Source organism: Arthrobacter sp. TmtSoilC48 (assembly GCF_059739425.1).
The window spans coordinates 2,884,184-2,907,609 of record NZ_AP046049.1 but is presented as its reverse complement, the minus strand read 5'-3'; the positions used below and the strand labels follow the sequence as shown (position 1 = coordinate 2,907,609).

The window sequence follows — 23,426 nt, the reverse complement described above, 5'->3', positions numbered from 1 at the left end:
GGTCTAGCCGGCCATGAGCGCATCGAGAGTGACGAAACCGAATCCGGCGGACCTTGTCCCTTCAATAATGAGCGGCAAAGCATCTGCATCCAACGTGCTGCCATCGTCAGGATTCGAACCGACATGCATGAGGATGATGCCTCCTGGCTGAAGGCCTCCCAAGACGCGTTGGACTACGGATTCACGGGCCATGCCTCCGCTGGTTCCCTTCCATCCGAGAGTGTCGACGCTCCAGCGCACAGGCACATAGCCGAGGCCGTTGACGGTGTTGATGGTCCGGGAGTCGCGGTCTCCGAAAGGGAACCTGAAGAAGGGCCGGGGCGCACCGCCTGCCGCGACAATCGCTGATTCGGCGCGTCCGATTTCGTCAGCGATCATCGGGTCCGTCAGCTGGGTGAAGGCAGGGTGGGTCATCGAATGGTTGCCCAGCCGGTGCCCGGCCGCCACTATCCGGGCCACGCCGTCCGGATTCGCCGCTGCCCAGGTTCCTGTGAGGAAGAACGTCGCCCGGACATGTTCCCGGTCCAGCGTGGACAGAATGATTTGAAGTCCGGCCGCGTTGGCGCCGCCGTCGAAGGTCAAGGCAATCTGGTTTCCTGCTCCTGGAATCGACGTCAGGTCCTGTCCGCGAAGCCACTCTGGAAAAGGGAGGGCAGGCGGCGTGGCCGTGGTGGAGCCGGGCACGGTGGGCGCAGGTTCCGGTGGGGGAACTTCCGGTGGGGGAACCAGGGATGGTTCCGTGGTTGGTGTCGTGTTTGTGGCAGGAGGCGTGGGACTGGCGGGGGAACTTGCCGCACGTGTCTCCGGCGATGCACCCTGCGTCGCGGGGCCAGGTGATCCATTTGGCCACAAACTGATCATCAGCGTCAGGCCCGCCGCAAGCACCGCCAAGGCGGCCACAACCACGACGGCGACCATCCGCCGTCGTGCCTTGCTCCTGGACGGCAGGTCTTGTGACGGCAGGTCGTTCCCGGTCACGGGTAGCCGTCCTGTTGGTTTTGACCCGGAGGCCGCACCACGTACGGCTCATCAGGGCCTTGGTCAAGCCGGAACGGAGGGTATTCGTCACGCATGAGCGCGCCATACGCCAGGACCCGGTACACCCACCTGTTCAAGCCCATGATGAAAGCAAATAGTGCCTCGGGATACCTGCCGGTGAACAGCAGGATCACCAGGGCGATAAGCACCAGCAGGGCAAGCAAAGACAGTCCTCCGCCGCGGTCACCCACCACACCGGCGGCTCCGTCCTGGGTACGCCACGCCCACGTCGCTGTGCCGGTGATCGCCCCGACGATGAGCAAATGCGGGATAAGCAGGAACCAGGACTTAACAAGCACCAGGCCACGGGAAAGACGAGCCGGATAGTCGATGTCCAGGTCGGCAGGGTAGTTGGCGTGTGCAAGTGTGAAGGGCGGGTACTGATCCGTGCCGCCGGCGGCGTAGACGTAGAAAGCCACACGCCACGTCCACCGGAGGACGCCCACGTTGAACTGGAAGAGCGACTGCGGATATCGGGCGGTGAAGAGAATGGCAAACCACGCGATAAAGGTGGTCACCACGAATGCAAACCAGATGAAGAACAAGACGAAGAAATGTGGAATGGCAAGGAACCACTTGACCAGCCACATCCAACGTGTGAGGGCCGGATCCACAGACCCCCACAAGCGCACCGGATAGCCGATGGTTCCTGCGGCTGCCGGCTGTTGCCCGGCCACGAAGGGGGCTTGCTGGACCGACGGCACAGAGGCGGCGCCGTGCCTGCCCAGTCCTACGGCTCCAGCCACCAGCAGCGGCACTCCGAGGACCAGGGCAAGTGTGCCGGCGAGCAGCAGGCCCGTTGCCGCAGGCTTAATCAGCTCTGATCGGAATCCTGCCTGGAGGTCGGCGGAAACGCCCTCGCTTGCGTCGGCATTCATGACAACCACGGTCCAACTGCCCGCGGAAATGTTCCATGTGAGTTCCTGTCGTCCCGGTCCGGAAGCGGAGGCTGCCCACAAGGGTTGGCTGGTGGGTGGGGCCGGTGTGGAGGACCCGGGGATGTCCCGGTAAACGGGCCGGAAGGGCTGGAACTTAACTTCCTGCAGCTCCGTACGGTGGACGCCCTTCAGATAGGCATCAACTTCGGCTTGGGGCGCAATGCCGATGAAAATCCGGCCATCAGGTTTGTCCGGCGTTGCCCTGAGCCTCAGCGTGCCAACGTCAAAGGGGAGTCTTTCAGGAGTTCCCTCGCCGATGGCATCCAGCTGTGGAGAGACCAACGCATACGATGCCACGGTGTAGCGTTCCGTGCGCGAGCTGAAGTAGCCTTCGTCGCCCTGGCCCGAGGCCAGTAGAGCAGCCGCTGCCCCTCCCGTGGTGAGCGCGAATCCAAAGATTGACAGAATGATCCCGACGACGAGCATCGCTATCGAGGCTGGTTTTGGCATGTCTACAGTTCTTTCCTCGTGAATGCCCACGTGGCCAATAGGACAGCGGCCACCGCGGCAGCAAGCCCCGTGATCACAGGCCAGACCGGCGAAGGATGTGCTTGATTCGCTGTTATGGCGGCAGCCAGGCCGGGGACACCCGCGGGAGAATAGCTCGCCAACGGATCCCATGCTGCGCCCACTGCCAACAGCGCATACAAGCCAAGTCCGGCCCCGGCGGCGCCTGCCGGTGCTGGAATCAGGACCGAAAAGAGTTCCATGAAGGCGAGGATCAGGAGGGCGAAGAGGAGGAGCAAAAGCGCCGGACCCCAAAGCCGGCCGGCGGGTGCCTCGCCAAAGACGAACAGCGTGGCAAGCCACGTAGCCAGGGTGCCAAAACCAATGGCGATGGTGACGAAGAGCCCATGGACGGCTGCTTTGGCGGTGATGAACGTGCGTCTCCGCAAAGGCTTGGAGAGTACGAATGCCGCAGTGCCTTCGCGGACCTCGGTGGAGACCATTCCGCCGTACATGATGATGATGGCGAACAGGATGATCTGGGACAGATTCTTGACCCATTGCCCGTACGCGTCGGCAAACGTTGCCGGGGGCAGGCTGATCGACCCCGGCGACCCGGCGGTGAGTGATCCCAGGAGCTCAGGAGTTATCCGGGCAAGCGGCGGGCCGGTGACGGCAAAGAAGACGACCATCGCAGGAAGCACCCATATGCGCCACGTATGGACTATCTCCTGGGCTTCCTTGCGGGCGAGGACTGAAAAGCTGTTCACGGCACCGGGTCTCCAACGAGTTCGAGGAAGATGTCTTCCAGACTGATCTCGGTGCTTTCCAAACGCACCAGGCCCGTGCCCTGGTCACTGACCATGGTGGGAATCTCGTGCTGGGCAGCAGCCACATCCGATACCCGCGCAAGAATTTCGCCCCGGGGGCCGGGGTGCACCGATATGCTCCAGTTCCTTCCGGCGATTGCTTGGGCGAGCCTCTCGGCGCCCGTACTGACTTCCACTGCGATTGTCTGTTGTCCGTGCCTTGACCGGAGTTCTTCCATGGAGGACTGGGAGAGGACCCTGCCCTTGTCAAGGATGGCCACTGAGTCGCAAACACGCTCCACATCGCTGAGGATATGCGTTGAGAAGAACACGGTAGTCTGCCCTCGCAGTCCACCGATGAAATCCAGGAGTTCCCTCCGGCCGCCGGGATCCAGTGCGCTGGTGGGTTCGTCCAGCAAAAGTAGTTTGGGCGAATTGATGAGGGCCTGTGCCACGCCCAGGCGTTGACGCATTCCCCGGGAGTACTTCCCGATTGCCTGGTTGTTTCCGTCCAATCTCATGAAGCCCAACAACTCCTGGACCCGGTCGGCCAGCAGTCCGCCCTTGAGACCACATAGCCGGCCAGCGAGCTGAAGGGTTTGGGAAGCCGTCATCCAGCCGTAGAAGGCCGGAACATCAGGGAGATAGCCGACCTCGCGACGGACTTGGGGGGCTTCCGCGCCGACATCCATGCCCAGTACGCGGAGGCCGCCGAACGTAGCGTGGGACAGTCCCGTCATAATGCGGAGCAGAGTGGTCTTTCCTGCACCGTTGGGGCCCAGGAAGCCAAAGATCGACCCTTCGAGCACGCTCAGGTTTACCGCATCGAGGGCGATGTTGCGTCCGAACGCTTTAGTCAAGCCCGTGCATTCGATCACAGCACGTGGGCTTGCTGACTCCGGGAGAGGAGCTTTTTTGGCTGGAAGCCGCGTCTTCTGGTCCGGTTCCATCTCAGGTAGCGTTTTCGGGAGAATGCACGACGACGACGGGGCAGTGGGCGTGCGCGACGACTGCGGAACTCACTGACCCAAGAAGGAGGCCACCAAAGCCGCCGTGTCCGCGGCGGCCGACGACGACGAGTGCTGCATGCTTGCTGCCCTCCACCAAGGCGGCCCGGGCCGAGCCTTGGACAAGCCGCCGGCTGACGTTCTTTGGCAGGTCGGCCCCGAAAGCTTCGACGAGGGCGTCTTCCAAATGCTTCTCGGCTTCATGGGCGAACCCGTCGATGCCCATCGCCAGGTAGGCCTCGTATCCGAGGGGAAGTTCCCAACAGGCCCACGCTTCCATAGGCGCGTTGAGGGCCGTTGCCAAATGTTGGCCTTGGCGCAACGCTTCCACTGACGCTTGGGAGCCGTCGACGCCCACGATGATCTTGCTGGGATCCAAACGTCCAGCCATCAGGCACTCCTCTTGGTTGCTTTGGTCTTCATTAGCGTTAGGAGCTCCCCGCCCCAAGTACGCGCCCGCTCGGTCTCACCGGCCAGGAGTGGACCTTCCGTGCCCCCCACGTAGAAGGGCATGGGCTTGCTCACGAGAGTTGCACCTGCCTTTTTCAGTTGGTGGGAGATCTTCTTGGCCGCATCGCCGTGGATGAATAACTTGACCCGGGTGTCAAAGGCAGCGGCAAGGATTCCGGAAAGTCCCTGAGTCCCAACATCGGTTAAGGCTTGCATGGTCTTGGGTGTAGGCCGCCAGCCGTTGATGGGGCTACCCACTACCAACAAGTCGCCGGCCGACACATCCCCACGCCGGAACTGTGCTGCCGGCACTGTCCTGGCATTCGCTGATCCCAGTCCAGAGGCCACAGCCTCCGCGATTGCCTTGGTGTTTCCGTAAGCGGAGTCGTAAACAATAACTGCCTTCATGCTGCTTCCTCGTCTTTTCCATGGTGTTGGAGCCTGGTGGCCTCGGCCTTCCTGCGGGCGGGACGGGCATCCATGAACAGAGTTGCCCAGTATGTGCCGCCGCCCATCACCATGAAGCCCGTTATTCCGAGCACTGGTTCACCCAGCGCGACGCCAGCCAGCAGCAACCCCAGTCCTGACAGGCCAACCAGGATTCCCCTGACGGCATGCTTCCAGCGGATTCGTCCCAGGTCTTCCATGCTCATGAGGGCGGCCAGCCTTGGGTCCTCTTCTTCGAGGGCCCGTGCGATCTTGTCCAATTCCAGCCTCTCGAAGTTGGATAGTTCCATGGTTTTACCTCCTGCTCTCTTGTCCAGCATGGGCGGATGTCAGGTGGCGAAACAGGGCCAAAAGTCACCGCGGGCCAGAGGACCAAAGACCCTCCCCATGCTGCAGGCCTGCGTCCAGAATCAAGGCATGGATTCAGTACGTGAAGCTTCGTTGAACAGCGCCCATGTCTTGTGGTTTGAAGATTCAGGCATCCAGGACATCCCGTCCGTCGGGGGCAAGAATGCCTCACTGGGTGAGTTGACCAGGTCCCTCCGGTCCGCCGGAGTGAAGGTACCTGACGGATTTGCCACCACTGCTGATGCCTACCGTCATTTCCTTTTCGCGAACGGCCTGGAATCGGTGATCAGTGACGCTTTGGATGGTTACCGGTCCGGGCGTTCATCCTTGCGACAGGCGGGAAGCGCCATCAGGGAAGCATTCCTGTCAGCCGAATTCCCGCCGGACTTCGCCCGAAGCGTTGAGCAGAGTTACAGCATCCTGTGCCAGCGCGCAGGGCAGGAAAATCTCGCCGTGGCCGTTCGGAGCAGCGCGACGGCGGAGGACTTGCCCGACGCGAGCTTTGCCGGCCAGCAGGAAACCTATCTCAACATTTCCGGGGAGCGTGGCGTCCTTCAGGCATGCAGGCAGTGCTACGCCTCCCTGTTCACCGATCGGGCCATCAGCTACAGGGAGATCAAGGGCTTTGGGCACCTCGACGTAGCGCTTTCCGTAGGCGTGCAGCGAATGGTCCGCTCCGATGTCGGGGCGTCCGGAGTCATGTTCTCCATTGACACGGAGTCCGGTTTTCCACGGAGCGTCCTTATCAGCGCAGCCTGGGGTCTGGGGGAGACGGTTGTTCAAGGAACCATCAACCCTGATAAGTACCAAGTGTTTAAGCCGCTACTGGGCGACCCGGCGTTGACACCGGTGATCCAAAGGGACATCGGAGCCAAGGAACGGAAGATGGTCTACAGCCAGGGTGGTACCGCCCGGACCCGGCTCGTGGACACGAGCAAGCGGGAACAGCGCTCGTTGGTCCTGACGGATCCGGAAGTACTGCAGCTTGCGCGATGGGCTGTTGCCGTGGAAGAGCACTACGGCCGTCCCATGGATATGGAATGGGCCAAGGACGGCGTCACCGGCGAACTGTTCATGGTCCAGGCACGTCCGGAAACTGTGCAGGCCCAACGATCTGCCTCCAGTTTCCGAATGCACCACCTGCGGCGCCCTGGCAGGATACTGGCAACCGGTGCCGCGGTAGGCGAGTCGATTACCCGGGGCCCGGTCTGTGTCATCCGGGATGCGGGGGATATCGAATCGTTCGTGGACGGCTCCATTCTGGTCACACAGATGACGGATCCCGACTGGGTCCCTGTCATGAAGCGTGCTGCTGGCATTGTCACGGATCACGGTGGTCCCACAAGCCACGCTGCCATCGTCAGCAGGGAACTCGGAGTCCCGGCAATCGTTGGAACCGGTGACGCCACGGGAGTCCTCAAACCTGGCTCACAAGTGACGGTGTCGTGCGCTGAAGGTGAGCAAGGCCGGGTTTATGAGGGCTTGCTGGAGTTTGACGTCGAAGAAGTGGATGTGGGAACGCTTCCCGAGACCCGGACAGAAGTGATGATCAATGTCGCCAGCCCGTCTGCAGCGTTTCGGTGGTGGCGCCTGCCGGCGGCCGGCGTGGGCCTGGCCAGGATGGAATTCATCATTAACAATTTGATCCGGGTTCATCCGATGGCCTTGGTGCATCCGGAGCGGGTCATCGACGCCGCCGAGGCCGCGTCGATCCGTGACCTGACTGTCGATTATGAAAGTCCTGAGGAATATTTCGTTTCGGTGTTGGCCACTGGGATTGCGAAGATTGCGGCTCCGTTCCACCCCAAGCCAGTGGTAGTCCGCCTTAGCGATTTCAAGAGCAACGAGTATGCCCACCTCATGGGAGGCCAATACTTCGAGCGTCCCGAAGAGAACCCCATGTTGGGCTTCCGTGGCGCCTCAAGGTACTACAGCAACGAGTACAAAGAAGGTTTCGAGCTGGAGTGCAGGGCCTTGAAGCGCGTCCGTGACGATATTGGTTTTACCAATGTCATCGTCATGGTACCTTTCTGCCGCACAATCCACGAAGCGGAGACGGTCATCGCTGTCATGGCTGACAACGGACTGGTGCGGGGGAGAAACGGGCTCAGGATCTACATGATGTGCGAGGTGCCTTCGAACGTCGTCCTGGCAGAAAGGTTCGCGCAAAGGTTTGATGGCTTGTCAGTGGGTTCGAATGACCTTACCCAGTTGGTTCTGGGTGTGGACCGCGATTCGGAACAGTTGGCTGGCCTTTTCGATGAACGGGATCCCGCCGTCACCACGATGATTTCCCAAGTCATCAGGGCAGCGCACGATGCGGGCATCAAGATCGGCCTGTGCGGCCAGGGGCCGAGTAACCACCCGGACTTCGCAGGGTTCCTGGTCCAGGAGGGCATTGACTCAATCTCATTGAACCCGGATACCTTCCTACGCACTTTGCCGGTGATAGCGGCCGCCGAACAGCGCCCGGAGCAGGACAGGGCCACATGAAGGGATCACCCACCGCTGCTGCGGCCAGGCCTCCCTATGACGCCGTCATTCTTGATTTGGATGGAGTAGTGACCAGCACGGCAACTATCCATCAAGGGGCTTGGAAAGACGCCTACGATGCGATCATCCATGATGCCCGCTTTCCGTCGGACGCCGACCGCCGGGCCTTCACGCCGAACGACTACTTCACACTTGTGGACGGAAAGCCGCGGGAACGAGGCTTGATGGATCTCCTGGCATCCCGGGGTGTTCGCATCCCGCAGGGACTACCGAGCGACCCCACAGGTGAGTGGAGCGCCTTCGGGTTGGGTGCACTGAAAAACAAGGCCTATCTGGCGCGCCTAAGGAACGACGGCGTCCAAACCTATCCGGGAACAGTCCAGTTCCTGATGGGCTTGAGGGCAGCCGGGGTTCCAGCGGCGGTAGTGACCTCAAGCCGAAATGCCACTCCGGTACTCGCGGGGGCCGGCATGGAAGACACCTTCGCCGTAGTCCTTGACGGGACGGCGGCCGCCGCGATTGGCCTCCCCGGCAAGCCTGCGCCCGATGTGTTCCTGGAGGCAGCCCGGCGGTTGAACGTCCCGCCAAAGCGCGCGGTAGTCATAGAAGACTCTGTTGCAGGAGTGCAATCTGCCCATCGAGGCGGGTTCGGCCTGGTCGTGGGGATCGATCGCAGGGGAATCCGCAACCAGCTTGAGGCCGCCGGAGCAAGTGTAGTGCTCAATGACGTCAGCGAACTTGACCTGGGGTTGGTCATGGGTGATCCCTGGCAGCTGATTTTCGAAGGAACCGATCCGGACCACGAAGGCCATCGTGAGGCACTCACAACACTTGGCAATGGATATATGGGCGTCCGCGGCGCCGTGGCCGAATCCAACCGGAGCACGCGCTATGCCGGGATGTATCTTTCAGGGGTATTCAATCGTGTCTCCGCCGGACTGGGCCAGGAGACAGTCCTCGAAGAACACATGGTCAACGGTCCTGATTGCCTCCCGATGGACTTGCGGCTGGAAGGCAGTCCGTGGTGGTCCAGTGACGGGCTGCGGGTTGTCCACGAGCGGAGAACACTTCAAATGGACAAGGCAGTCCTCACGCGCCGACTCGTCCTGGAGGCACCCGACGGGCGGCGTTTGGAAGTCACTGAGACGAGACTCGTCTCCATGGCCGATCCTCACGTGCTCGCCATCAAGACCCGTATCGCTCCGGTGGGATGGAGTGGTTTGATCAGTATCCGTGTGGGTGTCAATGCCGGCGTACGCAACGCAAACCTTCCCGAACCACCACTGACGGGTCTCAAACACCTGATCGACCGGACAACCTTCGACGGCGCAGGCGGCGGTCAAGGAAACACCCTGTTGGTTGAAGCGGAAACCAGCCAAAGCCAGGTTCGGATTGGCGTCGGTCTTCGTGTGGAAGTCGCCGGTATCAAGGGAACTTCCGGGAGCAAAGGGGCGTTCCACTTCCGGACTTTCGAAGCCCATTGTCCTGACCGGGCAGCAGTGACGGTGACGAGGATCGTGGTCGTTGCGACGTCCCGGGACCGGGCCATTTCGTCGACTGGCACAGCGGCGGCCGCATGCTTGGCAAGGGCCGGCACCGATTTTGACGAACTCCTGCGGGCCCATGAGTCCGCATGGCAGCGGACCGTCCGTCCTTTCAAGGTGGAATTGGACGCCCCGGCGCAGGTACAGCTTGTCTTGAACCTGCACCTGTTCCACTTGCTGCAAACGCTGACGCAGCATACGGCTGAACTCGACGTTGGCGTACCCGCACGGGGATTGCACGGGGAAGGGTACCGTGGCCACGTTTTCTGGGATGAGCTGTTCGTACTTCCCGTTCTCACCTCAAGGACACCTGACGTGGCGCGGGCGTTGTTGGACTATCGTTGGCGTCGACTCCCTGCGGCACGGCAGGCCGCGGCCTGTGGCGGTCTTCCCGGTGCCAGGTTTCCGTGGCAGAGCGGGAGCGACGGAACTGAAGAAACTCCGCGGTGGCTATACAACGCGAGGTCGGGACGTTGGGTGCAGGACCACTCCCACCTGCAAAGGCATGTGGGGCTTGCTGTTGCCTTTAATGCATGGCAGTACTTTGAAGCCACCAACGACCTGCCATGGCTTTCGCAGAAGGGGGCGCAGTTGGTGGTGGAAGTAGCGCGCTATTTTGCCGCTGTCGCCGAATACGATCCCGGTGACCAGCGTTACCACATCCGCGGCGTAATGGGACCGGATGAGTATCACACGCAGTTGCCTGGGAACGGGAACCCCGGCCTCGATGACAACGCGTACACGAATGTGATGGCTGCCTGGGTCTGTGCCTGTGCTGCCATGATTCCCGAAACCTTCTCCGGTCACGAACTGGCCGACCTTTTGGAACGCCTGTGCATCACTGAACAGGAAGTTGACCGGTGGAGCCACCTGTCCAGCGCCATATTTGTGCCTTTCACAAACGACGGAATCATTAGCCAATTTGCCGGCTACGACCAATTGGAGGAACTGGACTGGGACAAGTACCGCCAGCGGTACGACAACATTGAGCGGCTGGACCTCATCCTCGAAGCAGAGGGCGATGACGTCAACAGATACAAGCTGGCCAAACAGGCAGACGTCCTCATGCTTCCTTATCTCTTGGGACGCCAAGGGCTTATTTCGTTTCTGAAGCGCCTTGGCTACGCTTTGCAGCAGGAACAATTGGATCGAACGATTGAGTACTATCTGGCCCGGACGGCCCATGGTTCCACCTTGAGCAGGGTCGCGCATGCTTCAGTATTGGCTGCGTTGGATCCGGAACGGGCATGGGACAGTTTCAGGGAAGCCCTTGATGCTGACCTTGATGACACCCAGCACGGCACCACAAAGGCGGGCATACATTTGGGAGCGATGGCGGGAACCATCGATGTTGTCCAAAGAAGCTTCGCTGGCCTGCGGCTGGACAGGAGCGGGTTGTCGTTTACGCCGAACATGCCCCACGGCCTTCGGTCGGTCTCCTTCCATGTGACCTACCGGGGACACTTGATGGACATCCAATTGAAAGATGGACGCATCCGAATATCCTCTGCCGCCGGCGGCGCCCCACCGGTCAGGGTCAAGGTCCACGGCCAAACCGTGATGCTGGCATGTGGAGACACACGAAGCTTCCGCATGCAACCAGCGCGCCAAAGCGAACATCGATGAAGCGACTGGGAATCCTGACAAGCGGTGGCGACTGCCCGGGCTTGAACGCTGTCATCCGAGGGGCAGTGCTGGGCGGAGCCCTGACCCACGGGTACGAATTCATTGGATTCCGCGACGGCTGGCGAGGCGTCCTGGACGATGACATCCTCCCTCTGCCCCGTCGTGCCGTTCGCGGAATCTCCCGGCTCGGTGGAACAATCCTGGGCACGTCACGGACTAATCCTTTGAAGGAGGACGGTCCCGTACCTGTATCCGACTCGTTGCGCCGGCACGGTCTGGATGGCTTGATTGCCATAGGGGGAGAGGGTACGCTCGCTGCCGCCAGGATCCTGTCGGATACTGGAATCAAGGTCATTGGGGTGCCGAAAACCATTGACAATGACTTGGGCGCCACCGACTTCACTTTTGGTTTCGATACCGCAGTACAGACGGCCACGGAAGCGATCGACCGGTTGCGGACCACGGGTGAGTCGCATCATCGGTGCATGATTGCTGAGGTGATGGGACGTAACGCCGGTTGGATCGCGCTGCATGCGGGAATGGCCACAGGCGCACACGCCATATTGATTCCCGAGCATCGAGCGGCTTTGAACCAAGTTGCGGCATGGGTCAATTCGGCCCATGACCGCGGCCGTGCGCCCTTGGTGGTTGTCGCGGAGGCGTTTGTGCTTGTCGGCCAGGAGGCTCCGTACTCGCCGCGTGGACTGGACACATTCGGCCGGCCGCGTCTCGGAGGTATCGCGATGCTCTTGGAACAGCAACTGCAGGATCTTACGGGAATCGAGACCAGGGCAACCGTTCTGGGCCATATTCAACGCGGAGGAGAGCCCACTGCTTTTGATCGGGTGCTGGCAACACGGTTGGGGATGGCTGCAGTCCGGGCAGCCGCAGCAGGCGAATGGGGGACCATGGTATCCCTGCGCGGAACGGACATTATTACCGTGGGCCTGGAAACCGCCTTGGGGACGATCAAAACTGTGCCGGTCTCCCGGTATTTGGAAGCCGAGGAGCTGTTCGGCTAGGACCCGGATGTCGCGACCGCCCGGGAGCGAGGTTCCCGGACAAAGGGTTTGACCCGGCGAGGCCGGGCCAAACGACTATTCTCTGGTGATGGGGATTCTTGAAGTGGAAGCCACCGACGCCTGCTCCGGGATGGGCGCCCTTACCTCGAGGACCCCGTCTTTGTACGACGCTTTCACGTCACTTTCCTGCACGCCATCCGGCAGGGGGACGCGCCGGAAGAAGGAGCCGTAGCGGAACTCAGAACGATAACTGTCCTTGTCCTTTTGCTCTTTCTTCTCCTGCCTCTCTGCCTTGATCGTCAATGCGCCATCTGAGACGGTGATTTCAGCATCCTTTTCGGGATCGATTCCGGGGAGCTCTGCCCGGACGACCAAGGTGTTGCCGTCAACGACTTCCTCCACCCTGATCGCGCCCGTGCCGGCATCTCCATCGAAGAGCCTCTCGATCAGCTCAATAGGCGAGCGACGTGAGTCAAACCATTTCATCAAGTCAGTCATGTTTTCCTCCTGGTCCAAACAATCCGGTCCAATCAACCTGATCCAATCAATGCAGGGAGTGGTTCCCCGCACCTATAGCCTTGTTCAGCCGGAAACAGGCATCCAGAGTCGAAAGTCCTCCGCAGGAACCCGCCATTGAAGCATGCCGGCCCAGGTGGTCAATGGACGCGGAGTACGGCTGCTCCGGTGATACGGTCGTTCGCCAGATCGTCCAGGGCCTGGTCTGCCCGCCCGAAGTCGTATGAGGTTGTGGTCGGTGTCAATGCCATGTCTGCAGCCAGGGCCAGGAGTTCCTCCCCGTCCGTGCGTGTGTTGGCAGTTACGCTCCGGACCTGACGTTCGTAGAACAGGTCGTCGGCGTACTTGAGTGAAGGGATGTCTGTGAGGTGTATGCCGGCAATTGCCAGCGTTCCGCCGCGGTCCAGCGACCTCAATGCGTAGGGCACCAGCTCTCCTGCCGGTGCGAAAAGAATCGCTGAATCGAGTTTGACCGGAGGAACATCCTTGGCACCGCCCACGTACTCGGCGCCCAGGGAGCGGGCAAGGGCCCGGGCTTCCGTTGAACGCGTCATGACGTAGACCGAGGCACCCTGATGCATCGCAATCTGCGCGGTGAGGTGGGCGGAACCCCCGAAACCGTAGATGCCCAGGCGCCCTCCTGGTGGTAGGGAGGACCTCTTCAGTGCGCGATAGCCGATGATTCCCGAGCAAAGGAGCGGGGCGGCCTGTTCGTCTGTGAAGCGGGCTGGGACAGCGTAGGCAAAATCCTCCTGGGCCGTCATTAGTTCCGCGAATCCGCCGTCGCGGTCCCATCCAGTGAAAGTTGGCGTCAAGCACAGGTTTTCCTTGCCCCGTCGGCAGAAGGTGCACGTTCCGCAGGTGCCACCGAGCCATGCCACGCCCACGCGGTCGCCCGCCGCGAATCTGCTGTCGTTCGAGCCGGTTTCGAGCACAGTTCCAACGGCTTCGTGGCCCGGAACCACATTAGCGCTGCGTGGCTGCAGATCACCTTCAGCCAAGTGCAGGTCTGTCCGGCATACACCGCAAACACTCACCCGGATCAACAATTCCCCGGCTTTCGGCCGGGGATCTTTCCGCTTCCCTTGCACCAAGGGCCGGGTCGGCATCGGTCCGGGATTTGCTACCCACCATGCATGCATTGCCAAATCCTTCCGCGATTCAATGCCACGAGGTTTGCAGGCTGCAGGGATATAAACCAGAGCCAAAGGTCACGGGGTCCGGCTATTGGCGCGGGACACCCTCCTGCGGAATCGCCCCGCGATCTCGACGGCGGCGCTGGACGCCACCGCGACTCCGATCGTCACCGGCAAGAGATCCCCCGGGGGCCAGTCGAGCCGGAAGAAGTCACTCAGCAGCGGGAAGGTGAAAACGGTGGCTGTGCCGAAATACATCGCGGCTATGACAGCCGTCTTCCGTGCATCGAGCGGACGCGCGATGACCGCCAGGATCCACGAGCCAATGAGTGCCAGCGCCATGGTTGACGCTGAGCGGGCTTGGTCGACGCTGAAGCTGCCCGTCGCCTGGATGTAGTAATTGAGCGCGGTTATCCCGACGGCGGTGGCCAACCCGGCGGGTATGGCGAAGGACAGCGAGCGGCGCAGGAATCCGCGGGCATAGCCTCTCGAATTGGGCAGTAGGGCCAGAAAGAACGCGGGCAACCCGATGGTCAGCCCATCCACCGCCGATAGTTGGCGTGGAAGGAAGGGAAAGGGTAGAAGCAGCGTCCCGCAGAACACGGAGATAACAACCGCATACGCCGTCTTGCTGAGAAACAGCATGGAAACCCGCTCCATATTGTTAATTACCCTCCGTCCCTCCGCCACCACGGCAGGAAGCCTGCTGAATTTGCCATCGAGCAGGACGATGCGCGCTACAGCCTTGGTGGCCGGAGCTGCGGAGTCCATGGCGATGCCCAGGTCTGCCACTTTGAGTGCCAAGGTGTCATTGACCCCGTCACCGGTCATCGCAATTGTGTGGCCCCGGCGCTGCAGTGCGAGCACCAGCTCCTTCTTTTGTTTGGGGGAGACGCGTCCGAACACTGAGTGGTCTTCCATCAGCCTTTCCAATGCGACGGGATCTTCAGGCAATGTGCCGGCATCGATTGCATTCGTATCTTCCAAGCCCAGCTTGCCGGCCAGCAGACCAACCGTGCGGGGATCATCGCCGGAAAGAATCTTTATGTCCACCCCCTCCTCACGGAAGTAGGCCAACGTGCGGGGCGCATCGAGCCTGATACTTTCACGGAATGTCAGCAGCAGTACCGGTTCACAATCCGGGGGCAAAGGATCTTCGGTCCCAACAATGGCCAGATTGGAGCGGGACAACGCCATGGTCCGGAAACCTGACTCAATCAACCGTTCCGCCCGCTCCCGTGCAGATTTGCATCCCGAAGAGCCACCCGCCAGGACCACTTCCGGGGCGCCGAGTACCCAAGTGCAGGAGCCGCCCCGGAGATTGCCAAGGGTCACAGAGCTCCACTTGCGCGCTGAATCGAATGGCACTGAAGCCAACGCGTGCAGCTCCTGTTTCTGGGGAAAGGCGTCCCCGACAGACCGCGAGGTGGCGTTGGCCGGTTGGTTGGCCCCGAACCATTCCAGTGCTGCGCTCCAGCCATCCTGGATGTCGTCCCGGAGGTGGTGAACGGCGTCGAAAGCCATCTGTCCGTCCGTGAGCGTTCCTGTCTTGTCCAAGCAGAGCACATCCACACGGGCGAGGACTTCGACAGCTGCCAGCTCCTGGACGAGGACTTTCTGCCGTGCCAGGCGAACGGCTCCGACGGCGAAAGCTACGCTGGTCAGGAGCACCAGGCCGAGGGGAATCATGGCTATCGTGCTAGCCACGGTGGAAACGGCGTTCTGTCTCCAAGCCCCGGAAGCCAGTGCTCCCGCCCAGCCGTCCTGCCGGACAAACTGCGAATTCAGCACCAGCAACGTCACGGGCAGGACAATCCAGGCCAGGACGCCCAGCACCTTGTCTATTCCCCTGCGTATCTCAGAGGTCACAAGGGAAAAACGCTTGGCATCCGCGGTCAGTCGGTTGGCAAATGTCTCCTGGCCAACCCTGATGACCTGGGCGGAGCCGGAACCGGCAAAAATCAAGGACCCAGCCAACAGCACGTCCCCGCGGTGCTTCGGCACAGGCGCCGACTCACCCGTCAGTAATGACTCGTCCACGTCAACGGAACCCTCCCCGGTGACAACCGCGTCCGCTGGCACTTGATCGCCGGCACCAAGCAGCAGCAAGTCATCCATCACCAGTCCCGTTGCGGGAATTTCGTGGTGATGTCCATCGCGGACCACGCGTGCCGTGGCCGCGTGGATGATGGTCAGGCGATCGAGGGATCGTTTGGCGCGGTATTCCTGGATGACGCCAATAAGGGCGTTCCCGATGGCCGCCAACCCGAACAGCGCGTCCTGCCACTGCCCGAGAAAGAGCAACAGCGAAAAGCCCGACAAGACGATGCCGTTGAAAAGCGTAAAGACGTTGGCACGGACGATAGCCAGCAAGCTGCGGCTGGTTGGTATGGGCGCGACGTTGACCAGCCCGTCGCGGATCCGCTGCGAGACGTCGTCAGCAGAGAGGCCCGCCAGCGGACCGTACTGCTTGGTCACTGGCGGCAAACCTCAGTTAAGAAGTTGGCATACCTCGCACGATTCAAGGTTCCTCCACGCTGTCCAGTGAAGTACAAGGGTTCCGGACGCGGGATGGCCGGTCTAGGGCCGAAAGTCACAAGACAGTTTTGGAACGAAAGCTTGCAACGTCGGGGGAAGAATGCCTTGTTGAACGGCTCACCCCGGAAGCTGCAGGGACGTGTGTCTGTATTCCACGATTTCCCCTAGACTCAAGCAAAAGACACTCCTGGACCGACGTAAGGAAGTTCGGTACCCATGGGCGAAGAACATACTTGGAGCTCCCCGGTGAAAGGGCGTGTGGATACGCTTCTGCGCGAATTCGTGGAGCGTGCAGACGAATTGTTGCATGCCCAGGAACAGATGAACGGCCTGCTCGCGGCAGTTGTCTCAATTGCCGAAGATCTCAGCCTGGAAGCCGTTCTTGATCGCGTCGTCAAATCGGCCTGCGCCCTCGTGGATGCAAAATATGGAGCGCTGGGGGTGATCGGGGAAGACCAGCGTCTGAGCCACTTCATCACAGTAGGTATCGACGATGACGGCATCAGGTCCATCGGCGATCTCCCGACCGGGCATGGGGTCCTGGGACATCTGATCCGGGAGCCGAAGCCTCTACGGCTCCATGACCTGCGCCATCATCCGATGGCCGTGGGTTTCCCCGAAAACCATCCGCCCATGAAGACTTTCCTTGGCGTTCCGATCAGGGTCAGAGACATCGTTTTCGGCAATTTATATCTCACGGAAAAGAGCAATGGCCAGGACTTCAACGCAGCCGACCAGGAATTTGCCATCGCTCTCGCAGCGGCGGCTGGTGTTGCCATCCAGAATGCCCGCCTTTTCGAGGAGAGTCGCCGGCGGCAGCGGTGGTTGGAAGCCGGAATGGAGCTGGGCGGACACCTGATTGCCAATCAGTCCGAGAGTGGCTCAGGCAACCTTGACCATGTTGCCGAAACTGCTTTGCGGGCCTCGGACTCTATTCTGGGCGTCGTAGCCGTCCCGACTCCTGCAGGAGTTCTACGCTGCCGCTCGGCCGTCGGTGTACAGGGGTTGTACGCGGGTCAGGAACTTCCAAGCGCTGACGTTGTCGCGTCGGTACTGGAAACGGGAGAATCCGAGTTGGTGCGCGACGCGGCGACGGTGTTCGGGGCTGGCATGTCGGAAAAGCTGGGTAGCGTACTGGTCTCCGCTCTGGGACACCGCGGGACCGGGAACGGCGTCCTGCTGCTGGCGCGAGCTGCAGGTGGCCCCCTTTACACGCGCTCCGACGTCGAATCGAGCGCCTTGTTTGGAAGCAGGGTGGGTCTGGCCTTGGACCTCGCGCGAGTCAGTGCGCTTCGCGAGCAAGCACTCCTGCTGACGGACCGCGAACGAATCGCCCGGGATCTGCACGACCTCGTGATCCAGCGCCTCTTTGCCGCTGGCCTGGGGATTCAGAACCTTCGGCGCTTCATGGAGGATCCTGCAGCCCTGGAACGTATGGGGGACGTAACATCGGATCTCGACCAAACCATCCGAACGCTCCGGGAGACCATCGAGCAACTCCGCTCCGACGAATCCAGGGACGTCCCATGAGTGGCGTTGTGACCTAAGACTCTGGTCGACGTCGGTCTTTCACGAGAATCTGGCAGCACAAATGCTTTGCTCGGTGGGAGGACGGTTATGAACAGTTCAGGTTCCGCAGGCACTATCATCGTAGGAGTCGACGGCTCGGAGGCATCAATTGCTGCCCTGCGGGAAGCCCAACGCCTGGCAGTGCCCTTGGGCGCTGAGGTGGTTGCCACGGCGTTCTGGGAGTATCCCCGTGTTTATGAGGGGTACGTAGCCATGGGAATCACCGGCTTCGAGGAAGCTGCGGGGGAGATTCTCAAGAAGTCCGTGGAAAAAGCATTCGGACCTGCCCTTCCGGACAACGTCGTTTCCCGCTTGGTCCGTAATCATCCTCGGCAAGGGCTGATCGAGGCAAGCCGCGACGCGGATCTGATTGTCGTTGGACGGCGCGGACATGGTGGGTTTGGTGGGCTGCTGGTGGGATCGGTCAGCTCCGCGTGTGTCGCACATGCCCACTGTCCGGTTCTCGTTGTGCATGAGCCTGAGGTGGATGCGACGTCGGACAACGGCAGGATCCAGTAATGCGTGTTCTTATTGTCTACGAAACCGTGTACGGGAATACCCGCAGCGTAGCTGAGGCAATTGCTGCGGGGTTCAGTGGCATGGGAGAAGCCCGGTTTGTCTCTGTCGCCGAACTCACTGGGGAAGAACCGGGTGCCTGCGATTTGCTGATCGTCGGAGGTCCGACCCATGTGCACGGCATGAGTCGATGGTCAACGAGACGGTCCGCCATCAACGTGGCGGCTGCAAGTGGTTCCGAGGTGCCGGATGGCAATCTGACAGTTGGCGTCCGGGAGTGGCTGTCGCAGCTCCGTCCGGCTTTCCAGGGCCAAAAGGCGGCATCCTTCGATACCCGCAACCACGGACCTGCATTCCTCACCGGAAGGGCATCCAAAGGCATCGCAACCGAACTACGCAAAGCTGGGTTCACGCTGATTGCTGAGCCCCGGAGTTTCGAGGTAGATGCCAGGCCCTCCGTCGGCCCGGACGAGCTCGAACACGCGACCCGTTGGGGCGGAAGCCTGGCTGCACTTCTTGCCACCGAAACGTAGGCGGGGTCTTTTGGCCCTACGTCCGGAAGCCTGGGCCTTCCTAGGCTCACAGTAGACGGCGGGTGAACGCACCCGCCCAATGGAGGAGATGAAGATGACACTGCCAAACACGGAGCCTGGCCGGATCGATGGAGCAAGGCATGTCAGCGAAGACCTCAGCAAAGACCAGTGTTGGGAATTGCTCCGTTCGCAGACTACCGGCAGGGTTGGATTCGTGCACCACGGAAGGGTGATGATCCTTCCCGTTAACCACGTGATCCACAGGAACAACCTCTACTTTCGCACAGCTCCTCAAGGGCTTATCGGTGAGCCATTTGCACGGATGCAGGTATCGTTCCAGGTTGACGACGTCCGGGTGGACAGGAGTGAGGGATGGTCCGTTCTAGCCAGTGGTCCGTCTTCCCATGTGGTAGAGCCTGGGCTGTTGACCGAGCTCTGGGGCAAGGCCATGGCCGAGCCTTGGGCAGGCGGTGGACGTGACCTCTTCGTCCGTATTCAGGTCGCCGAGATGACAGGCCGCCACGTCTATTTGGCCTGACAGGAGCCAAGGGCCATGCGTGGCGGAATGAGGCTTTGACCATGAATGACAAAGAGCCGATTGTCGTTGGCTACGACGGTTCGCACGAGGCAGACACGGCCGTGCAGTGGGCCGCCAGGCTGGCCAACAGGAGAAAATGCCCGCTGCAAATTGTGCATTGCTCGCTCTGGCCGGTCATAACCCACAACATGGAACCTGTGCCTGGAATCGCCGAAAGCGGCTTGCGCCACGCGGCCGAGTCGGTCGTTTCCGAAGGAGTAGCGCGCGCTCGCGAGGTGTCGGCTGACGTCGAGGTCACAACGAGCCTGGTGTACGGATGGCCGGCCGAGAACCTGCGCAAATTGGCTTCACATGCTTCCCTCCTGGTTGTCGGCACCCGCGGCATTGGCGGGTTCCTGGGCCTGCTGGTCGGATCGGTCAGCCTCGAACTGGCCGCCACGGCGGCCTGTCCCGTGGCCGTCATCGGGCCCGTGCAGCGTCCCGGCGGACCCGTCGTTGTCGGAATCGATGGGGAAGGCTGGGAAGCGACGCTCCGGTATGCAGCGACCTTCGCATCCCAAACCCAAGCGAGCCTAAGGATTGTGCACGTTCGCAGAAAGCACGACGGTCATGACACGGCTGAGGGCCCTGGCGCCCGGGAAATGCTTGACTCCGCAATACGTTCTGTACGCAACACGACGCCGGGGCTGGAGGTGGCGGATGTCCTGCTGAGTGGAACATCGGTCGCAGGAACACTCTTGAGCGCCACAAGCGATGCGCAGGTTGTCGTCGTGGGGAGCTCCGGCCTCGGCCTCGTTAAAGGCAGCATTGGTTCGACTGCCCATGCCGTGCTCCACCACGCCGGCTGCCCGGTGATTGTCGTCAGGCACCCCAGGCCGTAGTCAGGTACACGAAGCGCTCAGGTACACGAAGCCGTAAGAGAATGCCGGTCGTTGCAGCGAAGGACCGACGAACCTGAAGGGCCCTGGAACGTGTGGATCCAGGGCCCTTCAAACTACAGCGCTCAGGCAAACTGCAGCACTCAGGCTATTCGGAGTGCTTCACGGTATGGAGGCGGGTAATGATGGTCGGGCACGGCAGCTTGCTAAGTACTGAGTGTGCCGTTGATCCCAACAGAAGACGCTTGAAACCGCCACGCCCCTTGCTGCCGACAACCAGCAAGCGTGCAGTAGCGGCGGCTGCGATAAGTGCCTCTGCGGGTCCTGTGTGCGTCTCCAGAACCTGATGCACAATCAGGTCAGGGTAGGTGTCTGCCAACCCTGCAACCGTTTCGGCCAACACCACGCGTTCTTCCTCGGCAACGATTTCTGAGAAGTTTCCTGGCGGCATGCCGCGGGCCACCACCGGCTCGGGCAGCCGGAAGGCGTGGAGCACGGTAAGCTCCTGTCCTTCCCGATCCGCCTCGGCTGCGGCAAACGCCACGGCTTGCGTGGATTCTTCCGAACCGTCCACGCCCACCAGGACGCCGTGCCGGTTCGCCAGATCATGCTCCCCTATGACTGCCACGGGGCAGTGTGCCACGGCGGCAACCTGCAGTGCACGGTCAGTCAGGGAGCCCCCAACCCAGCTGTGCCCGGATCCTATAACAACCATTGAGGCCCTTTTTGACTTCTTGCGAAGCGCGTATCCGGCTCCTCCCGAGACCAGGTCTGTGGTGATTTCGACAGTCGGCTCAAGCTTGCTGGCACGGTCCTTGGCTGTGACCAGGAATTTGTCTCCGGATTCCCGGATCCATTCGTTATACCCAACGGCGTCATATGCCCAGCGGTCATCCACTGCGTGAACAAGCTGCACCGGCAATTTCAGGGCGGCCGCCCTCTGCATGGCCCACCGTGTTGCAGCGTCGCTACCGGGGGAATCGCTGACGCCAACGACAATTGCTTCCTTCATGGCTGGTCCCATTCTTCTTGGATGTTCCCCGGAAGGGTGAGGCCGGGGCTTTGTCAGTCCAGTTTCTGCCTTCCGTTTCCTTGGAGTTAGGGCCGGAAGTCCTACTAAGCGGATGCTGGGTCCGCTACTGTCCAGGGTTGGGGCCTGGCTACTCCGGCGCCTCGACTGAGACGGTCTCCAGATACTCCGGAACCCGTGCTTTCCACCCCAATTCACGCTTGATTCGGAGACGCAACGCATCTGAGGCTTCCGGTTCACCATGCGTGACATAGGTCATCCTTGGCGCCCGGGGAGCCGAACCCATCCACCGGATGATCGCGTCGGCGTCGGCATGTGCACTGAAACCCTCGAGTTGGATCACTTCGGCGCGTATGGGAACATCCTGTCCATAAATCCTGAGCTCGCGGACACCGGCCGCAAGCGCCGCACCACGGGTTCCGGCGGCCTGGTAGCCGCTCAGTACCAGGGCGTTCTTCGGATCGGACCCATACGCCTGTATATGGTGCAGGATCCTGCCGCCAGTCAACATTCCGCTGGCTGAAATGATGATCATCGGACCGCCACGCAGGTTGAGGAGCTTTGAGTCATCCGCACTTCTGGTCATGGTGGCGATCTGATACATGTTCTTGAATTCCCCAGGACGCAGGCGATGCTCTTCCGGATGCTGCTGGTACATGTATGAGGCATCGATGGCCATGGGACTGTTCAGGTAGACCGGTACGTCCGGAATGCGTCCATTGCGGCGAAGACGGGCCAATTGCAGCATCAAGGTTTCGGCGCGTCCCACCGCGAACGCCGCGATGAGGATTACCCCTCCCCGTTTGATGACACGGTTGACTACTTCTCCGAGTTCATTTTCAGAGCTGCCCAAGGGATGTGTCCGGTTGCCGTATGTGGACTCCGTGACCAGGATGTCGGCTTCGCCAAGTTCGCGTGGCGGGTACATGAAGGGATCGTCCGCCCTGCCCAGATCACCAGTGAAATGGACGGAGTGCCCGCCTATCCGGACATGGATTTGGGCCGCCCCCAGGATGTGGCCCGCCGGGACAAAAGTGGCCTCAACCCCGTGGCCGACTTCGATGGTGGCATCGAAATCCACGGGCCTGAAGCTGTTAAGTGATGTGACGGCGTCTGCGGCGGTGTAGAGCGGAAGGGCAGGTACGTGGACTGAGGAGCCCGTTTGGCCTGCATAGCGGGCTTCTTCTTCCTGCAGATGGCCGCTGTCGGGCAGCAGCAGTTTGCAAAGCTGGCTGGTTCCATGTGTTGCATACACGGGTCCGCGAAAACCATCCCGGACCAATGCAGGGACGTAACCGGTGTGGTCCAAATGGGCATGGGTCAGAAGTATGGCGTCGACGGAGGAAGGCGCAACCGGGAAGGGCCTGCGGTTGCGTTCCCGAAGCCGTTTATAGCCTTGGAAGAGGCCGCAGTCCACGAGTACCCGCGAGCCTTGGTACTCAAGGAGGTACCGCGAACCTGTGACCGTATCGGTTGCGCCGAGAAAGCGGAGTCTGGGGACGTGCTTGTTATGCATGGGGACCTATCCACCCTGGCGGCTGAAGCAGCGGGATTCGGGGAAGCATCTGGCGCCGGGCGATGCTCCGGCGCCAGGTATTTGTCCTCGCTAGGACGACGGTACGGCGTGGTGATGCCGGTATTCCTCAGTACTGGGCTTTATTGCCAACGCGGTTACTACCAACGCTATGGCGCCGGTAATCCACGCGCTCCAGGCTGCGCCTGTGGCAGAAGTGAAGCCGGCTACCCACGGCGCCAGCAGCAGGGCCACCGCAATGATGGCTTGTGCCCATTCCGCGGCAGGCATCCCTGGCGCGGCAAGGTTAACCACCCCGCCGATGACAAGGAGTATGCCCAGGGTGACCATTACGGCCGTCGAGGATCCCATTTGACTGGTCCACAACACTGATAGGGCCGCATAGGCGCCGGCTGCGACAACGGTCCAGTCCTGCCATCGCGTCCATTTCTTCATGGTTTTCTTGCTCCTTCATTGTCTGGAAACACCG

Annotated in this window: 21 protein-coding genes; 8 read left to right on the top strand and 13 right to left on the bottom strand. The window is 61.1% G+C overall.

Annotated elements, in window-relative coordinates; translation table 11 throughout:
- Positions 1-3 precede the first annotated feature (3 nt).
- The 7 genes from AC6I97_RS13635 to AC6I97_RS13605 all read right to left on the bottom strand — a co-directional run bounded on the left by AC6I97_RS13635 (position 4) and on the right by AC6I97_RS13605 (position 5,426).
- Complete coding sequence (locus AC6I97_RS13635) at positions 4-978, bottom strand: polysaccharide deacetylase family protein (protein WP_497945151.1); 975 nt, start codon at positions 976-978, stop codon at positions 4-6.
- On the bottom strand, positions 975-2,426 hold the full coding sequence (locus tag AC6I97_RS13630; protein ID WP_497945150.1) for a DUF4389 domain-containing protein: 1,452 nt from the start codon (positions 2,424-2,426) through the stop codon (positions 975-977). Before AC6I97_RS13630 ends, AC6I97_RS13635 begins: the two co-directional genes overlap by 4 nt.
- Positions 2,427-2,428: 2 nt before the next feature.
- Complete coding sequence (locus tag AC6I97_RS13625) at positions 2,429-3,193, bottom strand: DUF2705 family protein (protein WP_497945149.1); 765 nt, start codon at positions 3,191-3,193, stop codon at positions 2,429-2,431.
- Entirely contained in the window at positions 3,190-4,092 is a 903-nt protein-coding gene (locus AC6I97_RS13620) for an ABC transporter ATP-binding protein (RefSeq protein WP_497945148.1), read from the bottom strand. Before AC6I97_RS13620 ends, AC6I97_RS13625 begins: the two co-directional genes overlap by 4 nt.
- 91 nt (positions 4,093-4,183) lie before the next feature.
- Positions 4,184-4,630, bottom strand: a complete 447-nt coding sequence (locus AC6I97_RS13615; protein ID WP_223932671.1) for a universal stress protein — start codon at positions 4,628-4,630, stop codon at positions 4,184-4,186.
- Positions 4,630-5,097, bottom strand: a complete 468-nt coding sequence (locus AC6I97_RS13610) for a flavodoxin family protein (RefSeq protein ID WP_223932672.1) — start codon at positions 5,095-5,097, stop codon at positions 4,630-4,632. Before AC6I97_RS13610 ends, AC6I97_RS13615 begins: the two co-directional genes overlap by 1 nt.
- Positions 5,094-5,426, bottom strand: a complete 333-nt coding sequence (locus AC6I97_RS13605) for a DUF3040 domain-containing protein (protein WP_497945147.1) — start codon at positions 5,424-5,426, stop codon at positions 5,094-5,096. The genes AC6I97_RS13610 and AC6I97_RS13605 overlap by 4 nt, the downstream gene beginning before the upstream one ends.
- A 127-nt stretch (positions 5,427-5,553) precedes the next feature.
- Here AC6I97_RS13605 and ppsA point away from each other — a divergent pair, with 127 nt between their 5' ends.
- The 3 genes from ppsA to AC6I97_RS13590 are packed head-to-tail and all read left to right on the top strand — an operon-like array spanning position 5,554 to position 12,169.
- The gene (ppsA, locus tag AC6I97_RS13600) at positions 5,554-7,977 is read left to right on the top strand and encodes a phosphoenolpyruvate synthase (RefSeq protein WP_497945146.1); all 2,424 of its coding nucleotides are present in this window, start codon (positions 5,554-5,556) and stop codon (positions 7,975-7,977) included.
- Positions 7,974-11,147 (top strand): HAD-IA family hydrolase, encoded by a 3,174-nt coding sequence (locus tag AC6I97_RS13595; RefSeq protein ID WP_497945145.1) that lies wholly within the window; start codon positions 7,974-7,976, stop codon positions 11,145-11,147. Before ppsA ends, AC6I97_RS13595 begins: the two co-directional genes overlap by 4 nt.
- Positions 11,144-12,169: a 6-phosphofructokinase gene (locus AC6I97_RS13590; RefSeq protein ID WP_497945144.1), complete on the top strand. Its 1,026-nt coding sequence runs from the start codon at positions 11,144-11,146 to the stop codon at positions 12,167-12,169. Before AC6I97_RS13595 ends, AC6I97_RS13590 begins: the two co-directional genes overlap by 4 nt.
- A 75-nt stretch (positions 12,170-12,244) precedes the next feature.
- Here AC6I97_RS13590 and AC6I97_RS13585 read toward each other — a convergent pair whose 3' ends face one another.
- The 3 genes from AC6I97_RS13585 to AC6I97_RS13575 form a co-directional block, all read right to left on the bottom strand.
- Complete coding sequence (locus AC6I97_RS13585; RefSeq protein WP_497945143.1) at positions 12,245-12,667, bottom strand: Hsp20/alpha crystallin family protein; 423 nt, start codon at positions 12,665-12,667, stop codon at positions 12,245-12,247.
- 158 nt (positions 12,668-12,825) lie between these two features.
- Complete coding sequence (locus AC6I97_RS13580; protein WP_497945142.1) at positions 12,826-13,827, bottom strand: zinc-dependent alcohol dehydrogenase family protein; 1,002 nt, start codon at positions 13,825-13,827, stop codon at positions 12,826-12,828.
- Positions 13,828-13,896: 69 nt separating this feature from the next.
- Complete coding sequence (locus AC6I97_RS13575) at positions 13,897-16,299, bottom strand: HAD-IC family P-type ATPase (RefSeq protein WP_497945141.1); 2,403 nt, start codon at positions 16,297-16,299, stop codon at positions 13,897-13,899.
- Positions 16,300-16,617: 318 nt separating this feature from the next.
- Between AC6I97_RS13575 and AC6I97_RS13570 the strand changes: the two genes are divergently transcribed.
- The 5 genes from AC6I97_RS13570 to AC6I97_RS13550 all read left to right on the top strand — a co-directional run bounded on the left by AC6I97_RS13570 (position 16,618) and on the right by AC6I97_RS13550 (position 20,396).
- On the top strand, positions 16,618-17,889 hold the full coding sequence (locus AC6I97_RS13570; protein ID WP_497945140.1) for a GAF domain-containing protein: 1,272 nt from the start codon (positions 16,618-16,620) through the stop codon (positions 17,887-17,889).
- A gap of 87 nt (positions 17,890-17,976) precedes the next feature.
- Positions 17,977-18,447, top strand: coding sequence for a universal stress protein (locus tag AC6I97_RS13565; RefSeq protein WP_497945139.1), 471 nt, complete (start codon positions 17,977-17,979; stop codon positions 18,445-18,447).
- Complete coding sequence (locus tag AC6I97_RS13560) at positions 18,447-18,977, top strand: flavodoxin family protein (protein ID WP_497945138.1); 531 nt, start codon at positions 18,447-18,449, stop codon at positions 18,975-18,977. The genes AC6I97_RS13565 and AC6I97_RS13560 overlap by 1 nt, the downstream gene beginning before the upstream one ends.
- A 94-nt stretch (positions 18,978-19,071) precedes the next feature.
- A complete protein-coding gene (locus AC6I97_RS13555; RefSeq protein ID WP_497945137.1) occupies positions 19,072-19,515 on the top strand; it encodes a pyridoxamine 5'-phosphate oxidase family protein in 444 nt (147 codons plus the stop codon).
- Between the two features lie 41 nt (positions 19,516-19,556).
- Positions 19,557-20,396 (top strand): universal stress protein, encoded by an 840-nt coding sequence (locus AC6I97_RS13550; RefSeq protein ID WP_497945136.1) that lies wholly within the window; start codon positions 19,557-19,559, stop codon positions 20,394-20,396.
- 145 nt (positions 20,397-20,541) lie between these two features.
- Here the strand turns inward: AC6I97_RS13550 and AC6I97_RS13545 are convergent, their stop codons facing one another.
- The 3 genes from AC6I97_RS13545 to AC6I97_RS13535 form a co-directional block, all read right to left on the bottom strand.
- A complete protein-coding gene (locus AC6I97_RS13545; protein ID WP_497945135.1) occupies positions 20,542-21,405 on the bottom strand; it encodes a universal stress protein in 864 nt (287 codons plus the stop codon).
- A 148-nt stretch (positions 21,406-21,553) separates the two neighbouring features.
- A complete protein-coding gene (locus AC6I97_RS13540; RefSeq protein WP_497945134.1) occupies positions 21,554-22,939 on the bottom strand; it encodes an MBL fold metallo-hydrolase RNA specificity domain-containing protein in 1,386 nt (461 codons plus the stop codon).
- A gap of 90 nt (positions 22,940-23,029) precedes the next feature.
- The gene (locus tag AC6I97_RS13535; RefSeq protein ID WP_497945133.1) at positions 23,030-23,392 is read right to left on the bottom strand and encodes an SPW repeat protein; all 363 of its coding nucleotides are present in this window, start codon (positions 23,390-23,392) and stop codon (positions 23,030-23,032) included.
- Positions 23,393-23,426: the final 34 nt, after the last annotated feature.

What these genes read in the sequence shown, in the direction of transcription:
- AC6I97_RS13630 (WP_497945150.1), bottom strand. Translation starts at nt 2,426, where the DNA reads ATGCCAAAACCAGCCTCGATAGCGATGCTCGTCGTCGGGATCATTCTG.
- AC6I97_RS13615 (WP_223932671.1), bottom strand. Translation starts at nt 4,630, where the DNA reads ATGGCTGGACGTTTGGATCCCAGCAAGATCATCGTGGGCGTCGACGGC.
- AC6I97_RS13610 (WP_223932672.1), bottom strand. Translation starts at nt 5,097, where the DNA reads ATGAAGGCAGTTATTGTTTACGACTCCGCTTACGGAAACACCAAGGCA.
- AC6I97_RS13605 (WP_497945147.1), bottom strand. Translation starts at nt 5,426, where the DNA reads ATGGAACTATCCAACTTCGAGAGGCTGGAATTGGACAAGATCGCACGG.
- ppsA (WP_497945146.1), top strand. Translation starts at nt 5,554, where the DNA reads ATGGATTCAGTACGTGAAGCTTCGTTGAACAGCGCCCATGTCTTGTGG.
- AC6I97_RS13595 (WP_497945145.1), top strand. Translation starts at nt 7,974, where the DNA reads ATGAAGGGATCACCCACCGCTGCTGCGGCCAGGCCTCCCTATGACGCC.
- AC6I97_RS13590 (WP_497945144.1), top strand. Translation starts at nt 11,144, where the DNA reads ATGAAGCGACTGGGAATCCTGACAAGCGGTGGCGACTGCCCGGGCTTG.
- AC6I97_RS13585 (WP_497945143.1), bottom strand. Translation starts at nt 12,667, where the DNA reads ATGACTGACTTGATGAAATGGTTTGACTCACGTCGCTCGCCTATTGAG.
- AC6I97_RS13580 (WP_497945142.1), bottom strand. Translation starts at nt 13,827, where the DNA reads ATGCATGCATGGTGGGTAGCAAATCCCGGACCGATGCCGACCCGGCCC.
- AC6I97_RS13565 (WP_497945139.1), top strand. Translation starts at nt 17,977, where the DNA reads ATGAACAGTTCAGGTTCCGCAGGCACTATCATCGTAGGAGTCGACGGC.
- AC6I97_RS13560 (WP_497945138.1), top strand. Translation starts at nt 18,447, where the DNA reads ATGCGTGTTCTTATTGTCTACGAAACCGTGTACGGGAATACCCGCAGC.
- AC6I97_RS13555 (WP_497945137.1), top strand. Translation starts at nt 19,072, where the DNA reads ATGACACTGCCAAACACGGAGCCTGGCCGGATCGATGGAGCAAGGCAT.
- AC6I97_RS13550 (WP_497945136.1), top strand. Translation starts at nt 19,557, where the DNA reads ATGAATGACAAAGAGCCGATTGTCGTTGGCTACGACGGTTCGCACGAG.
- AC6I97_RS13545 (WP_497945135.1), bottom strand. Translation starts at nt 21,405, where the DNA reads ATGAAGGAAGCAATTGTCGTTGGCGTCAGCGATTCCCCCGGTAGCGAC.
- AC6I97_RS13540 (WP_497945134.1), bottom strand. Translation starts at nt 22,939, where the DNA reads ATGCATAACAAGCACGTCCCCAGACTCCGCTTTCTCGGCGCAACCGAT.
- AC6I97_RS13535 (WP_497945133.1), bottom strand. Translation starts at nt 23,392, where the DNA reads ATGAAGAAATGGACGCGATGGCAGGACTGGACCGTTGTCGCAGCCGGC.